The sequence below is a fragment of the Cupriavidus sp. FW305-F7 genome (assembly GCF_058782875.1).
Genome location: NZ_JBYSYC010000027.1, coordinates 96,268 through 111,793, shown reverse-complemented (window position 1 = coordinate 111,793; position 15,526 = coordinate 96,268). Strand labels below are relative to the sequence as shown.

Genomic DNA, 15,526 nt, shown 5'->3' with positions numbered 1-15,526 from the left:
GCTTGTTGTTTCGGTCATAAGGGCGTTTCTTTCGATATCGTCTCATGACCTCAACACACAAGAAATCTGACAGGCTCTGCCCTGAGCCTGCTACCCCGCACTAGCAACCGTAAGTTGCTAGTGAAGCGCCATTCCACTCCCTAGTGCGACGTCCGCTCCACGCCTAGATTGGTCTCAACGGCGGCTGCACGGCGCCATCCCCGGAACCACACCGGGATATGCGCAGCACCCACCGTCCGCCTCATTCTTCGATGACCAGTCTCCAGGAGCGACATCATGATTGCCCAACTCGCACGCACCCTTGTTCCCGCCGCCATCTCGCTGGTGGTCGCCGTCTCCCCCCAGAACGCCAATGCCGCGCCAGCCGGCAACAGCGCGCCCGCCAGCGTGGCAGCGCGCACGCATGACGTGTTCACCGACGGCCAGCGGCAGGGCAGTTTCGACACCTTCTCCGAAGGCGCGCATAACCGTGGCGCCGCCGCGCTCGTTGCCGGCCTCGACCGCGGCGAGGTCTCGGCCACTCCGCGGCGAAAGTTCGATCCGTACACCGATGGTGCCCGTGCGGTCGAAGGCGATCCGCGCCCGCGCGGCACGGCGTTGAATGGCGCATCGGCGTGGGTGTGATCGCCCGCTCCGAAGTCGAGGCAACGCGGCAGCGCAAGACCTGAACGGCTGACTCCGGCCCCAGACAAAGCGCCTTTCCAGACATCTCATTCTGGCCCTTCGCTTGACTTTTTCTCAACCGAAAACGCCGGAAATATCGTTTGTCGCGCAGGCCGACGACGACAACAATTACGCCAAGGCCAACCCACAGGAGACAGCCATGTCAGACCAGCCCTATCCGCTCTGGAGCGCGGAACCCGTTCCCCACCTGCTTGCCTCGCGTGATCGTGCCACCGGCGAGTGGATCTTCCCGGCGCTGCCCGCCGACTCGCCGCTGGCGGACGGCCACGAAACCGTCGCCATCACCGGCACGGGCGTGCTCTACAGCTTCACCGTGATCCACCCCGCGCCCAAAAGCGGGCAGCCGCCGTATGCGCTGGGTTATGTCGACTTCGTCGGCCCGGTGCGCATCTTCGGCCGCCTGCAGGGCACGGCGCGCCCGGTCATCGGCGAACGCTACGCGCAGCGGCATGACGCCGGGCTGGGCTATGTCTTCGAGGCCGTCACAGCCTGAACGATCGAGAAAAGGAAAGGTAAGCAAGATGCAAGACATCTATATCCACGGCGGCGCGATGACGCCGTTCGGCCGCCACCCCGGCGTGCTGGCGCCGGAACTGGCGCAACAGGCGATCCTCAAGGCGCTGGCCGATGCCGAGGTGCCGGCCGGGCGCATCCAGGCGGTCTACTGCGCCAACGTGCTGGGCGGCATGATTCTCGGCCAGCTGATCGTGCGCGACCTGGGGCTCAAGGGCATCCCGGTCTACAACGTCGAGAACGCCTGCGCCAGCGGCGCCACCGGCGTGCACCTGGCACGGCACGCGCTGCTGGCCGGGCAATACGACACGGTGCTGGTCTTCGGCATCGAGCAGCTGACCGCGCTCGGCGGCGGCACCATCCCGCTGCAGCGCAATGACCAAAAGACCGAGCTCTATGCGAAGTCGGGCATGGTGCTGCCCGCGGTGTATGCGATGCGCGGCACGCGTTTTCTGCACGAGCGCGACGCCAATCCTGCCGACCTCGCCGAAGTGGCCGTGAAGAACCGCTACCACGGCTCGCTGAACCCGTATGCCCAGCAGCGCAAGACCACCACGGTCGAGGAAGTGCTGGCCTCGCGCATGATTGCCGACCCGCTGACGCTGCTGCAGTGCTGCCCGTCGCAGGTCGATGGCGCGGCGGCGGTGGTGCTGAGCACGCGCCGCCCGGCGCAGGCGCGGCCGGTGAAGGTGCTCTCGTCGGTAGTGGTGTCGGGCATGCGAGAGGAGGCCGACGACGACATTCTCGATGCCGAGATCACCGCGCGCGCTGCGCGCCAGGCCTATGAACAGGCCGGTCTCGGCCCGCAGGACGTCGACGTGGTCGAGCTGCACGACGCCTTCACCATCGCCGAACTGCTCTACTACGAAGCCCTCGGCCTGGCACCGCGCGGCGACGCCGTGCCCCTGCTCAAATCCGGCGCGACGCGCCTGGGCGGGCGCGTGCCGGTCAACCCGAGCGGCGGCCTGCTGGCCAAGGGCCATCCGCTGGGCGCCACCGGCGTGGCGCAGATGGTCGAGATCCTGTGGCAGCTGCAAGGCCGCGCCGGCGAACGCCAGGTGGCGGATGCGCGCATCGGCCTGACGCAATGCACCGGCGGCGGCATCGCGGGCGTGGACCACGCCGCCTCTTCCGTCCATTTGCTGGGAGTCTGAGATGGGCACGCAACGCTTCGATCCTTCCCATGTAGCCGTGGTCACTGGCGCCGCGCGCGGCATCGGCCTGGGCATCGCCACGCAACTGGCCCGCCAGGGGCTGGCCGTGGCCCTGCTCGACCGCGACGCGGCCGCGCTCGATGCCGCCGTCGGCGCGCTGGTCGCCGAGGGCTTCAACGCCATTGGCGCCAGCGTCGACCTGACCGACTCGGCAGCGGTCAACGACGCCTTCGCGCAAGTGCAGGCGCGGAGCGGCCGCGTCGACTACCTGGTCAACAACGCCGGCGCGGTCCGCGACATGCGTTTCCTGAAGATGACCGACGAGGACTGGGACCTGGTCATCGATACCAACCTGCGCTCGCAGTTCCTGTGCTGCCGCGCGGCGCTGCCGGGCATGGTCGAGCGCGGCTACGGGCGCGTGGTCAATATCTCGTCCCGGGCCTGGCTCGGCGGTTTCGGGCAAGCCAACTACTCCGCAGCCAAGGGTGGTGTGGTCAGCCTGACGCGCTCGCTGGCGATCGAGTTCGCGGCCAAGGGCATCACCGTCAATGCGGTGGCGCCGGGCATCGTCGATACCCCGCTGTTCCGCGGCTTTACGCCCGAGGTGCAGGCACGGCTGCAAAAGTCGGTCCCGGTGCAGCGCATCGGCACCGCCGACGACATCGCCAACGCGGTCAGCTTCTTCCTCGATCCGCAGTCGTCGTACGTGACCGGGCAGACGCTCTATGTCTGCGGCGGGCGCAGCCTGTCGTCGCCGAGCGTATAAGGAGGCCGCCATGACCGTACGACTCCACACCGAAGGCGCGGTCGCCGTGCTGACGATCAACCGGCCCGAGGCGCTCAATGCGCTGGACGTGACCGCGCTGCGCGAACTGCGCGCGCATCTCACCGAAGTGCGCGACCGCGACGACCTGCGCGTGGCCGTCCTGACCGGCGCCGGCACGCGCGCCTTCTGCGCAGGCGCCGACCTGAAGGGCACGCGCAGTTCGCCCGCCACCTACCCGGAAGCGCTGTTCCGCGCGCCGGAGCAGGCGGCCGACCTCGGCCTCTATATCCGGCTGATGGACCTGACCGACCTGAGCCTGTGCAAGCCGCTGATCGCTGCCGTCAACGGGCATTGCCTCGGGGCCGGGCTGGAGATCGCGCTGCAATGCGATGTGCGGATTGCGTCGGAGCGGGCGAGCTTCGGCCTGCCCGAAGCCGCGGTCGGATCGATCCCCGCCGTTTCCGGCCTGCATCGCCTGCTCAAGGCCGTGCCGGCGGCGCATGCGATGCAGATGGTGCTGACCGGCGAGCGGATCGATGCGGTGCAGGCCGCGCGCATTGGCCTGGTCACCGAGTCGGTGGCGCCAGCCGCGCTGCTCGACCGTGCGCTGACCATCGCCACCTGCATCGCCGCCAATGCACCGCTGGCGGTTCAGGCAGTCAAGCGGCTGTCGCGCCAGACCAGCCACCTCAGCGAAGCCGATGCGCAGCAGCTGACTGAACTCTACTGGGGCGTGCTGCGCGATACCGCCGACCGGACCGAAGGCCGGCAGGCATTTGCCGAGAAGCGCCAGCCCCGCTACACGGGCCGCTGAGCGTTTGAAAACACACACACAGGAGACAAAGCATGACTCGCATTACCCGATTCGCACGCCTGGCGCTGGCCGGCATGCTGGCAGCCACCGCCCTGGGCGCGGCGGCACAGGCGCCCTTCCCCACGCAGAAGCCGATCACCCTGGTAGTGCCGTTCGCCCCCGGCGGCGGCAACGACATCCTGGCGCGGCTGATTGCGCCCAAGATGGGCCAGTTGCTGGGCCAGACCATCGTCATCGAGAACAAGCCCGGCGCGGGCGGCAACCTTGGCGCCGACTACGTCGCCCATGCGGCGCCGGACGGCTATACGCTGGTGATCGCGTCGAGCCAGGTGACGATGAACCCCTTCCTCGGCACCAAGATTCCGTTCAGCATCGAACGCGACTTCGAGCCGGTGGGGCGGATCGCGTCGGTGCCAATCATGCTGGTCGCCAACCCCAACCAGCCGTTCCGCACGCTGCAGGACTTTATCCAGTACACCCGCGCCAACCCCGGCAAGCTCAGCTATAGCAGCCCGGGCAACGGCACGCCGCAACACCTCGCCGGTGAAGTCTTTGCCAAGCTCAACAAGACCGAACTGCTGCACGTGCCCTATCGCGGCACCGGGCCGTCGATCACCGACCTGATGGGCGGCCAGGTGCAGATCTCCTTCGCCACCTTTGCCTCGGCGATCCAGTACGTGCGCGCCGGCAAGCTGCGCGCGCTCGGCATCGCCGGCAAGACGCGCACCGCGCTGATGCCGGACCTGCCGACCTTTGCGGAAGCCGCCATGGCCGGCTACGACGCCGAGCTGTGGTACAGCCTGCTGGCGCCGGCGCGGACGCCCAAGCCGGTGGTCGACAAGATCAACGCCGCGCTGGTGGCGGCGCTGAAATCGCCTGATGTGGCGGAGCAGATGGGCAAGCAGGGCTTCGAGCCGCAGGCATCATCGCCGGCCGAGCTGAAGGCGTATATCGGCAAGGAGATGGCGCGCTGGCAGCGCCTGATCCGGGACAACGGCATCAAGGTGGCGCTATGAACACGCATACCGAAAGCCATGTCCTGCCCGCCACGGACAACCCGCTGCTGGACTACCTCGGCATCCGCCTGGCCAGCGTCGGCGACGGCCGCTGCACCTTCGAGCTCGATCTCGAGCCGCGCCACCTGAACCGCCAGGGCAGCGTGCAGGGCGGCGTGACTGCCACGCTGCTCGACGCAGCCTGCGGGTACGCCGGGCTGCCCGCCCGCCGTGACGGCGCGCTCGGCCACGCGGTCACTGTCATGCTGACGATCAGCTACCTCAGCAAGGCCAGCACGGGCCGGCTGCGCGCCACGGCGCAGGTCACCCGTGCCGGCATGAGCCTGTACTTCGCCTCGGCGGAGCTGACCACCGATGCCGGCGTGCTGGTGGCCACCGCGCAAGGCACATTCAAACGATCCCGCACCCTTCCGGAGGCATGACATGTTGCGCGACGCACTGGACGGCCTGACCGTCATCGACTTCACGCAGATCGGCGCCGGGCCGACCTGCACCATGCTGCTGGCCGACATGGGCGCCAGGGTCATCAAGGTGGAGCCGCCCGGCGGCGAACTGGGCCGCGGTCTGGGACCGGGCTGGCTCGGCGACGACAGCGCGCTGTTCCACGGCTTCAACCGCAACAAGCTGGGCGTGGCGCTCGACCTCAAGTCCGCTGACGGCGTGGCCGTGGCACGCCGCCTGATCGCGGGCGCCGACATCGTGGTGGAAAGCATGCGCCCGGGCGTGATGGAGCGCCTCGGCCTCGGCCATGCGCAACTGGCCAACGCGCACCCCGCGCTGATCTACTGCTCGATCTCCGCCTACGGGCAGGAAGGGCCGCATGCGCATCGCGCCGGCGTCGACGGCATCATGCAGGCCGATTCCGGCCTGATGAGCCTGATCGGCCTGCCCGACGGCGAGCCGTGCAAGGTGCAGGCGCCGGTGGTCGACGTGACGACAGGTTACGTGGCCTGCGTGGGCGTGCTGGCGAAGCTCGCGCAGCGGGCGCGCGACGGCCTGGGCGGCCATCTCGACGTCAACCTGCTCAATGCGGCGCTGGCGCTGCAGCAGTCGTCCATCACCAGCTATTGCGCCGACGGGAAACTGCCGGAACGCGTGGGCAGCGCGGCACCCTACTCCGCGCCCAACCAGGCCTTCCGCACCGCCGATGGCTGGGTCATGGTGGCCGCCTATATGCCCGAGCGCTGGCGCCGGCTGTGCGATGTAGTGGGCCGGCCCGAACTGGCCGACGATCCGCGTTTTGCCACCTCGCCGCTGCGCGTCGCCAATCGCGCGGCAATGGTGGAGGCGCTGACCAGTGTCTTCATCACCAGCACGACCGACACATGGCTGGCGTTGCTCCAGGACGCCGACATTCTGTGCGCCCCCGTGGCGACCTACGAGGACGTCATGGCGCATCCGCAGGTGGCTGCCAACCGCATGGTGCAGCGCGTCCGGCACGACACCCTGGGCGAGATCCGGATGCCGGGATTCCCAATCAACAGCGCTCAGGAGAACGCATTGCCATCGCGGCCGGCACCGGCTTGCGGGCAGCATACGCAGGCGGTGCTGGGCGAGCTTGGCTACAGCCGCGACGAAATCGCCGCGCTGTCGTCACGGGGCGCTATCCACTGCGGCGATATCGAGGAGAAGCGACACGTGGTCGCGGCGGCATCGTGAGCGCGCTCAACCCTGAGCGTCAAACTGCGCCAGCAACCACTGCCGGAACACCGCCATGCTCGCGCTTTCCTTGCGATCGGCGGGCGTCAGCAGGTAGTAGGTGAAATCGCCCATGTCCACGGTCTGGCGGAATGGCGCCACCAGCCGGCCGGCGTCGAGATCCGCCGCCACCAGGAAGCGCTGCGCGATGGCAAAGCCCTGCCCTTCGACCGCGGCCGCATAGGCCATGGCCGAGCTCTGGTAGGTCATGCCGCTGTGCGCATCGACCTGCCCCTCCGCGCGCGCGGCCTTGAGCCAGTGGGCCCAGTCGTCGGGCCGCGCGATCGAGTGCAGCAGGGTCTGGTGCTGCAGGTCAGCGGGCTTCTTCACCTTCGGCCCGCCCTCCAGCAGCCCTGGGCTGCATACCGGCACCAGGATGTTCGACACCAGCCGGTAGGTATTCACGCCGCTCCACTTGCCGTCGCCCAGCCGGATCGCGCCGTCGATGTCTTCCTTGCGGAAGTCGACCGGATCGAGCGACGCCGTCAGCAGCACCTCGATGCCGGGATTGGCGGCATGGAAGCTCGACAGCCGCGGGATCAGCCAGCGCATGGCAAAGGTGGTGTAGGCGCGCACCTTCAGCTGCTTGCGCTTGGCGCGCTTGCTCAATCGCCGCGTGGCCTCGCGCAGGTCGTCCATCGCCTTGGTCACGGCGCGGTAGTAGTCCTCGCCGGTGCGGGTCAGCGAGATCTGCCGGTGGCCGCGATGCAGCAGCTGCACGCCCAGCCCCTCCTCCAGCGCGCGGATCTGGCGGCTGACGGCGCCGGGCGTGACGTGCAGCTCCTCGGCAGCCGTGGTGATGCTGAGGTGCCGTGCGGCCGCCTCGAAAGCGCGCAAGGCGTTCAGTGGGGGCAGTTTGTCCATGCCGGCGAGTCTGCCACACGGTTGAGGTTTGCTCAATCGACGCGCTGGCTTTTCATTCACAACTAGTAGTTGTTATTGAAACTCGATTACGCCGCCTAGTGTTGCGGGCATCGCCAGCCTAAATTTGTCTCCGTGGCCCCCGCCATCAGACATCGCAGTCAAACGGAGCACCCTGAAAGGAGATTCACCATGTCCGCCAACACCACCAACACCACTGTCAACGCCACCAGCAAGGTCTGGTTCATTACCGGCGCTTCGCGCGGCTTCGGCCTGGAACTGACCCGTGCCGCGCTGGCACGTGGCGACCGGGTCGTCGCCACCGCGCGCCGCCCGGAAACGATCACCGCCGCACTGGGCGAACACGCCAACCTGCTGGGCGTGGCGCTGGACGTCACCAGCGAAGCCCAGGCCATCGCCGCCGCCGGGGCCGCCGTGGCCCGCTTCGGCCGCATCGACGTGCTGGTCAACAACGCTGGCTACGGCCTGCTCGGCGCGGTCGAAGAGGCCTCCGCGCAGGAAGTCGAGCAGCAGTTCGCCACCAACGTGTTCGGCGTGCTCACCGTGACGCGTGCCGTGCTGCCGCAGATGCGCCGGCAGCGCAGCGGCCGCATCCTCAACATCTCGTCGATCGGTGGCTACGCGGCGTACCCTGGCTGGGGCGTCTACGGCGCCACCAAGTTCGCGGTCGAGGGCCTGACCGAAGCGCTTGACGCGGAACTGTCGCCGCTGGGCATCCGCGCCACCGTGGTCGAGCCGGGCTTCTTCCGCACCGACTTCCTCGATGCCAGCTCGCTCGTGCGCGTGCGCACCGAGATCCCGGCCTACGCGGAAACGGTCGGCGCAATGCGCGAGCACATGACTTCGGCGAACCACCAGCAGCCCGGCGACCCGGCCAAGCTGGCGGCAGCGCTGCTGACGCTAGCGGACAGCGAAACCCCGCCAGTGCGCCTGCCGCTGGGCTCGGACACGGTCTACCGCATCGCCGAGAAGAACCGCAAGGTGGAAAGCGAACTAGCCGCGTGGCAGGCGCTGGCGGTGTCGACCGACCACGACGACGTGCGCCGCTGATCTTTGCTGCGGCGCACCAGCGCACGGTTTGCTGCAGTGCAGGCAAGCCGTGCGACCCGCGAAACAAAGGCCGGCCGAGCGCCGACCTCGCCACTTGCGGGCCATCTTGCGTCCGGCATTGCACGGTGTCGGGCATCCGCGTATGTCGCTTCCGGCGAATTTCGCCAATAATGCCCTGAGAGTCATTGCCGGACGAACCGAGAGCCAACATGCACGATAGTCCCGATGCCATCCGCACCGTCGCCCTGCTCGGGCACGCGGGGTGCGGCAAGACCTCGCTGGCCGAGGCACTGTTGTACAAGGGCGGTGCCGTGCACACGCCCGGCAGCATCGAACGCGGTTCCACGGTGTGCGACAGCGATCCGTTGGAGCGCAAGTACAAACGCTCGCTGACGTCCGCGGTCGCCCACCTGCACTACCGCGACACCCGCATCTACCTGGTTGACACCCCCGGCTACCCGGACTTCTCCGGGCTGGCGATCAGCGCACTGGCGGCGGTGGAAACCGCCGCCATCGTCATCAATGCGCAGACCGGCATCGAGATGACCACGCGCCGGGCCATGGCCTGGGCGCAGGCGCGCCAGCTGTGCCGGATGATCATCATCAACGGCATCGACGGCGACAAAGTCGACCTGCCCGCGCTGCTGACGGAGATCCAGGAGGCCTTCGGCAAGGAATGCCTGCCGATCAACCTGCCGGCCGACAACGGCAGCAAGGTGGTTGACTGCTTCTTCAATCCGGCCGGCGAGTCGGATTTTTTATCTGTGCCCTCCGCGCACGATGCGCTGATCGACCAGGTCATCGAGATCGATCCCGAGCTGATGGAGCTGTACCTGGAACAAGGCGAGGCGATCACGCCGGAGCAGCTGCACGCGCCGTTCGAGCGCGCGCTGCGCGAAGGACACCTGGTGCCGATCTGCTTTACCTCGGCGGCGACCGGCGCCGGCATCACCGAGCTGCTGGATGTGTTCGTGCGGCTGCTGCCCAATCCCACCGAGGGCAATCCGCCACTGTTCTATCGCGATACGGGTGAAGGCAGCGAGAACCGCAAGGCCGTGCGCGCGGAGCCCGTGCCGGACAAGCATGTGCTGGCGCACGTCTTCAAGATGGTCGTCGATCCCTATGTCGGCAAGCTGGCGGTGTTCCGCATCCACCAGGGCACGATCACGCGCGACAGCCAGCTCTATATCGGCGAAGGACGCCAGCCGTTCAAGGTGGCGCACCTGCTGCGGCTGCAAGGCAAGGAGACACAGGAAGTGCCACGCGCCGGGCCGGGCGATATCTGCGCGGTGGCCAAGATCGATGAACTCGGCTTCGATGCCGTGCTGCACGATGCCACCGAGGACGGCGATATCCACCTGACGCCGCTGGAATTCCCCACGCCGATCTACGGACTGGCGATCGAGCCGGCACGCCGCGGCAACGAGCAGCGGCTGGCGGAGGTACTGCACAAGCTGAGCGCCGAAGACCCGTGCCTGCGCGTGGAGCATCCGGCCGGCACCAACGAGACCGTCGTGTTCGGCCTGGGTGAGTTCCACCTGCGCTGTGCGCTGGAGCGGCTGACCGAGCAATACAAGGTGGAGGTGGTGACGCGCCCGCCCAAGATCGCCTACCGCGAAACCATCGGCGGCAAGGCCGAGGGCCACCACCGGCACAAGAAGCAGACCGGTGGCGCGGGGCAGTTCGGCGAAGTGATGCTGCGCGTGGAGCCGCTGTCGCGCGGCGAGGGCTTCGACTTCGTCGATGCGGTCAAGGGTGGCGCGATTCCCGGCCAGTTCATTCCCGCCGTGGAAAAAGGCATCCGCCAGGTGCTGGACAGCGGCCCGCTGGCGGGCTTCCCGATGCAGGACGTGCGCGTGACCGTGTTCGACGGCAAGAGCCATCCGGTCGATTCCAAGGAAGTCGCGTTCGCGACCGCCGGACGCAAGGCGTTTATCGACGCGGTGCTCAAGGCCAGGCCCAGCGTGCTGGAGCCGATCGTCGATATCGAGGTGACGGCGCCGGGCACCGCCATGGGCGACATCATCGGCGACCTCTCCACCAAGCGCGGCCAGGTCCATGGCACGCGCACCGCGGCCGGCAACGCCGTGATCGTGGCCGGCCAGGTGCCGCTGTCCGAGCTCAATGACTACCAGTCACGGCTGAACAGCATCACCGGCGGCCACGGCAGCTATACCATCCAGTTCAGCCACTACGACAACGTGCCGCCGGCGCAGCAGGACAAGATGGCATCGAAGCACAAGGCGCAGCAGGATACGGATTGAGGGGTTCGCGCCCGCGGCTGCATCTAGTACGTTTCCAGATGCAGCCGCCCTTCCCGCTTCAAGCCTTCAGCCAGCGCCTCCCACTGCAGCCCCGCCTGCTGCGCTACGTCCCGCAGCGCCAGCACCACGCCCTCTTCCATGCTCTTGAGCCCGCACACATAGAAGTACGTGTCAGGGCTCGCCAGCAGTGCCGTCAGGTCCGCCGCGCGCTCGCGCATCAGGTCCTGCACATAGCGCTTGGGCTGCCCCGGCGTGCGCGAGAACGCAAGGTTGATGTCGATGAAATCCTTGGGCAGGTTCTGCAGCGGGCCGAAATAAGGCAGCTCCTCCTGCGTGCGCGCGCCGAAGAACAGCATCAGCTTGCCGCCATCGAACTTGCCGGCCTTGCGCAGGCGCCGGCGCCATTCGGTCATGGCGCGCATCGGCGCGCTGCCGGTGCCCGTGCAGATCATCACGATGTTGGAGCGCGGGTGGTTGGGCATCAGGAAGCTGGCGCCGAACGGTCCGATCACTTCCACCTTGTCGCCGACCCTCAGGTCGCACATGTAGTTGGAGGCCACGCCGCGCACCGAATTGCCGTCATGGTCCTGCAGCACGCGCTTGATCGTCAGCGACAGGTTGTTGTAGCCGGGACGCTCGCCGTTGCGCGGACTGGCGATCGAGTACTGGCGCGCATGGTGTGGACGACCGCTGGCTTCAGTGCCCGGCGGCACGATGCCGATGGACTGGCCTTCCAGCACCGGGAATGGTGTCGCGCCAAAGTCCAGCACGATGTGATGCGTGTCGTATTCGCGGCCGACTTCAGTCACGCGCACATTGCCGGTCACGGTAGCGGTGATGGTCTGGTTGGCGGACTTGGCGCCGTACAGGTTGGTGTAGGCATGCGCTGCGGACCACGGCGGCACGGTGGCGCCGTGGCGGGCGCTGTTGACGGCGTCTTCACCGGTGCCGGCCAGCGGCGACGTGGCGGGAATCTCCGGCGCGGCGGTCTGCATCTCGGCGCCGGGTGCCAGGTCGGCCAGCTGCTCGGGCGTCAGTTCTTCCGGCAGCGTGTCCCAGGTGAGTTGCTCTTCGATGCTGTAGGCGCGCAGCTTCGGCATGGCGCGCCAGTTGTCGATCGAGCCCGTCGGGCACGGGGAAATGCAGGCCATGCACAGGTTGCACTTGTCGGCATCGACCACGTAGTTGCGCGAGTCGTGCGTGATCGCGCCCACCGGGCAGGTCGCTTCGCAGGTGTTGCAGCGGATGCAGATCTCGGGATCGATCAGGTGCTGCTTGATGACTTGAATTTCTGCCATGTCCATGGCGGTCTCCACAGAATCAGGGGCGTTCGGGGTGAGGGTCGTTGTTGCAGCGGCGCTTCATGGACGCGCCAGCCCTCTCCCCCGGCCCCTCTCCCGCAAGCGGGAGAGGGGAGCAAACAGGGAGCAATGGGTAAGACCGTGGCTCAATTGAAGCGCACGTATTCGAAATCCACCGGCTGGCGGTTGATGCCCATCACCGGCGGCGCGATCCAGTTGGCGAACTTGCCCGGCTCGACCACGCGGCCCATCAGGCTGGCGACAAAGGCGCGGTCGCCTTCGCTGGGCAGCCACTGGTCGCGGAAGTCGCGCCATTCGGCATCGGAGATCACGCGGCCGTCCGGCGAAACCTTGACGCCGGCCAGCGCGCCGATATTGCGGTGGAAAGCCTTGTGCGGGACCTTCAGGCGGAACGGGATGCCGGCCTTCTCGATGACCTTGTTCCAGCGCTCCACGCCGCCCATGCTGTCCTTGATGTAGTCATCGCGCAGCACTTCATTGAGTGCGTTGAGCATCGGCACTTCCTTCTCGGTCAGCTGGCCGTTCTGCGCCTGCAGGATGCGGTAGGTCTGGCCCTTGAGCACGTGGTCGTCCATGCGCTTGCCTTCTTCGTAGCGGCCCTTGAGGCCGGTGCTGTAGAAGGTGGCGGCGTTGCTCGACTCATCGGCGCCGAACAGGTCGATGGTGACGCTGTAGTGGAAGTTCAGGTAGCGCTGCAGCGTCGGCAGGTCGATCACGCCGGCCGCGCGCAGCTTCGCGGGATCGTCGGTCTTGAGTTCGCTCATCACCTGGCAGGTGCGCTGGATCACGCGCGACACGCCCGATTCGCCCACGAACATGTGGTGCGCTTCCTCGGTCAGCATGAACTTCGTGGTGCGTGCCAGCGGATCGAAGGCGCTTTCGGCGAGCGCGCACAGCTGGAACTTGCCGTCGCGGTCGGTGAAGTAGGTGAACATGAAGAACGACAGCCAGTCCGGGGTCTGCTCGTTGAACGCCTGCAGGATGCGGGGGTTGTCCTGCTGGCCGCTGCGGCGCTCCAGCAGCGCTTCACCTTCCTCGCGCCCGTCGCGGCCGAAGTACTTGTGCAGCAGGTAGACCATGGCCCACAGGTGGCGGCCCTCCTCCACGTTCACCTGGAACAGGTTGCGCAGGTCGTACATGCTGGGCGCGGTCAGGCCCAGGTGGCGCTGCTGCTCGACCGACGCCGGCTCGGTATCGCCCTGCGTCACGATGATGCGGCGCAGGTTGGCGCGGTATTCGCCCGGCACGTCCTGCCACGCATCCTCACCCTTGTGGTCGCCGAAATGGATCTTGCGGTTGGCCTCGGCCGGGTTCAGGAAGATGCCCCAGCGGTAGTCCGGCATCTTGACGTGGCCGAAGTGGGCCCAGCCCTGCGGATCGACGCTGATCGCGGTGCGCAGGTAAATGTCATGCTGGTGCGAGCCTTCCGGGCCCATGTCGTTCCACCAACTCAGGTAGTTCGGTTGCCACTGCTCAAGCGCGCGCTGCAGGGTGCGGTCTTCGCTCAGGTTGACGTTGTTGGGGATCTTGTCGCTGTAGTTGATGCCGGACATGGAGGTCTCCTTCAAAGAACGATTCGGTTGTCGTGTAAGGCTGGATCAGACGCGGTTCCAGTCGAAGGCGGCCTTGTCGCCCTTGCCGTAGACCTTGAGCGCACCCTTTTCGCCCACTGCGTTGGGGCGCTGGAAGATCCAGTTCTGCCACGCGGTCAGGCGGCCAAAGATGCGGGTGAACATGTTTTCCTGGCCGTTGAAGCGCAGATTGGCTTCCATGCCGGTCAGCGCATCGGGCGACATCGCCACGCGTTCTTCCAGCGCGATGCGCACTTCATCGGTCCAGTCGATGTCGTCGGGGTTGGCGGTGACCAGGCCGAGCGCATAGGCGGCATCGGCATCGAGCGGCTGGCCGGCCTTGGCGCGCACCGCGTCCAGCGCGGGCTGCTCGTCGTAGAAGCGGCGGCCCAGGCGGCTCTGGCCGGTGGCCATCGGGTAGAGGCCGAAGTTGACTTCCGCCACGGTGATCTTCGGTGCGCGCTCCTCGTCGTCCGGCAAGGCCAGGTGGTAGCTGCGGTCGCAGGCCAGCGCCAGTTCCAGGAAGGTGCCGGCAAAGCACGATTGCGGCTCGATCAGCGCGAACAGGCTGCGCGACGACACATCCAGGCGGCTCAGCGTGCGGCGCAGCAGGCCGATGGTCTCGCGCACCAGCCAGTGGTCCTTGTGCGCCAGCAGCGTGGCGTCGGTGGCCAGCACCGCGGCGGCGTCGCCGCTGGTCTTGATCAGCCAGGTGCCGATGTCCAGTTCATTGGTGCGCATCGACAGGATCGCGTCTTCCAGTTCGCGCGCCAGTTGCAGCGGGTACCAGGCGGCGCCGGCTTCAACGATGTCATCGATGTTCTGCGGCTGCGTGCCCGTCGGCGCCTTGACCGTAAAGGTGGCGGTGCGGCCGGCGCGGTCGATCCCGATCGTCACATGCGTGTAGCGCAGCGCATCGGCTTCGATGGTGCGCTCGATCGGGGCAAGTGGCACGCCCTTGCCGTCGGCCGGGCGGTCGCTCTGCGCTGCCAGCGCCAGCGCGCGCTCCTGCACTTTCTGCGCGAACACGGCGGGCTTGGCAATGTCGTCGACCAGGCGCCAGTCCTTGGCACGCTGGCCGCGCACGCCTTCGGTGGTGGTGCAGAAGATGTCGGCCAGGTCATGGCGCACGTGGCGCTTGTCGGTCACGCGGGTCAGGCCGCCAGTGCCGGGCAGCACGCCCAGCAGCGGCACTTCCGGCAGGCTCACGGCCGACGAGCGGTCGTCCACCAGCAGGATCTCGTCACAGGCCAGCGCCAGTTCATAGCCGCCGCCGGCGCAGGCGCCGTTGACCGCGGCCAGGAACTTCAGGCCGCTGTGCTGCGAGGAATCCTCGATGCCGTTGCGGGTCTCGTTGGTGAACTTGCAGAAATTGACCTTCCACGCATGGCTGCTGACGCCCAGCATGAAGATGTTGGCGCCGGAGCAGAACACCTTGTCCTTGCCGCTGGTGACGACCACGGTGCGCACTTCCGGGTGCTCGAAGCGGACGCGGTTGAGCGCGTCGTTCAGTTCGATATCGACGCCGAGGTCGTAGCTGTTGAGCTTGAGCTTGTAGCCGGGGCGCAGGCCGGCGTTCTCGTCGATGTCCACCGCGAGCGTGGCGACGGGGCCGTCGAACGTCAGCTTCAGGTGCTTGTATTGGGTGGGGGCGGTCTGGTAGTCGACGCGGGGGGCGGTGGTCACGGCGGTGTCTCCTCTGCGAAACTGCACTATTTTGCACGAACAGGAATCTGGTGAGACGAACTATAGTTCATCAAGCAGAATTTCTGCAAGCAATATTGTGCAGATT

14 protein-coding genes are annotated in these 15,526 nt (G+C 67.2%); 10 read left to right on the top strand and 4 right to left on the bottom strand.

All coding sequences use genetic code 11. The features are described 5' to 3' along the window. Positions 1-276: 276 nt before the first annotated feature. The 8 genes from AC3WL8_RS23920 (at position 277) to AC3WL8_RS23885 (ending at position 6,606) form a co-directional block, all read left to right on the top strand. Positions 277-624 carry a hypothetical protein gene (locus AC3WL8_RS23920; protein WP_013953503.1) on the top strand — a complete coding sequence of 116 codons (348 nt, stop codon included), beginning with the start codon at positions 277-279 and terminating at the stop codon, positions 622-624. 199 nt (positions 625-823) lie between these two features. Beyond that, on the top strand, positions 824-1,177 hold the full coding sequence (locus AC3WL8_RS23915; protein ID WP_041228687.1) for a Zn-ribbon domain-containing OB-fold protein: 354 nt from the start codon (positions 824-826) through the stop codon (positions 1,175-1,177). Between the two features lie 28 nt (positions 1,178-1,205). Beyond that, positions 1,206-2,351, top strand: a complete 1,146-nt coding sequence (locus tag AC3WL8_RS23910) for a thiolase family protein (RefSeq protein ID WP_013953505.1) — start codon at positions 1,206-1,208, stop codon at positions 2,349-2,351. Position 2,352: 1 nt separating this feature from the next. Beyond that, entirely contained in the window at positions 2,353-3,117 is a 765-nt protein-coding gene (locus AC3WL8_RS23905; RefSeq protein ID WP_013953506.1) for an SDR family oxidoreductase, read from the top strand. A 10-nt stretch (positions 3,118-3,127) separates the two neighbouring features. Further along, positions 3,128-3,931 (top strand): enoyl-CoA hydratase/isomerase family protein, encoded by an 804-nt coding sequence (locus AC3WL8_RS23900; protein WP_492378920.1) that lies wholly within the window; start codon positions 3,128-3,130, stop codon positions 3,929-3,931. 32 nt (positions 3,932-3,963) lie between these two features. After that, positions 3,964-4,947, top strand: a complete 984-nt coding sequence (locus AC3WL8_RS23895) for a tripartite tricarboxylate transporter substrate binding protein (RefSeq protein ID WP_492378919.1) — start codon at positions 3,964-3,966, stop codon at positions 4,945-4,947. Further along, positions 4,944-5,369, top strand: coding sequence for a PaaI family thioesterase (locus AC3WL8_RS23890; RefSeq protein WP_013953509.1), 426 nt, complete (start codon positions 4,944-4,946; stop codon positions 5,367-5,369). Before AC3WL8_RS23895 ends, AC3WL8_RS23890 begins: the two co-directional genes overlap by 4 nt. Before the next feature lies 1 nt (position 5,370). After that, a complete protein-coding gene (locus AC3WL8_RS23885) occupies positions 5,371-6,606 on the top strand; it encodes a CaiB/BaiF CoA transferase family protein (protein ID WP_013953510.1) in 1,236 nt (411 codons plus the stop codon). 6 nt (positions 6,607-6,612) lie between these two features. Here the strand turns inward: AC3WL8_RS23885 and gcvA are convergent, their stop codons facing one another. Then, a complete protein-coding gene (gene gcvA / locus AC3WL8_RS23880; protein WP_013953511.1) occupies positions 6,613-7,509 on the bottom strand; it encodes a transcriptional regulator GcvA in 897 nt (298 codons plus the stop codon). A 189-nt stretch (positions 7,510-7,698) separates the two neighbouring features. Between gcvA and AC3WL8_RS23875 the strand changes: the two genes are divergently transcribed. Then, complete coding sequence (locus tag AC3WL8_RS23875; protein ID WP_013953512.1) at positions 7,699-8,577, top strand: oxidoreductase; 879 nt, start codon at positions 7,699-7,701, stop codon at positions 8,575-8,577. A gap of 209 nt (positions 8,578-8,786) precedes the next feature. Next, the gene (gene fusA, locus AC3WL8_RS23870; RefSeq protein WP_013953513.1) at positions 8,787-10,841 is read left to right on the top strand and encodes an elongation factor G; all 2,055 of its coding nucleotides are present in this window, start codon (positions 8,787-8,789) and stop codon (positions 10,839-10,841) included. A 23-nt stretch (positions 10,842-10,864) separates the two neighbouring features. On the opposite strand, the gene boxA is transcribed toward fusA, so the two are convergent. The 3 genes from boxA to boxC form a co-directional block, all read right to left on the bottom strand. Beyond that, positions 10,865-12,145 carry a benzoyl-CoA 2,3-epoxidase subunit BoxA gene (gene boxA, locus AC3WL8_RS23865; RefSeq protein ID WP_013953514.1) on the bottom strand — a complete coding sequence of 427 codons (1,281 nt, stop codon included), beginning with the start codon at positions 12,143-12,145 and terminating at the stop codon, positions 10,865-10,867. Between the two features lie 143 nt (positions 12,146-12,288). After that, complete coding sequence (boxB, locus tag AC3WL8_RS23860; RefSeq protein ID WP_013953515.1) at positions 12,289-13,716, bottom strand: benzoyl-CoA 2,3-epoxidase subunit BoxB; 1,428 nt, start codon at positions 13,714-13,716, stop codon at positions 12,289-12,291. Between the two features lie 45 nt (positions 13,717-13,761). Next, on the bottom strand, positions 13,762-15,420 hold the full coding sequence (boxC, locus tag AC3WL8_RS23855) for a 2,3-epoxybenzoyl-CoA dihydrolase (protein ID WP_013953516.1): 1,659 nt from the start codon (positions 15,418-15,420) through the stop codon (positions 13,762-13,764). Positions 15,421-15,526: the final 106 nt, after the last annotated feature.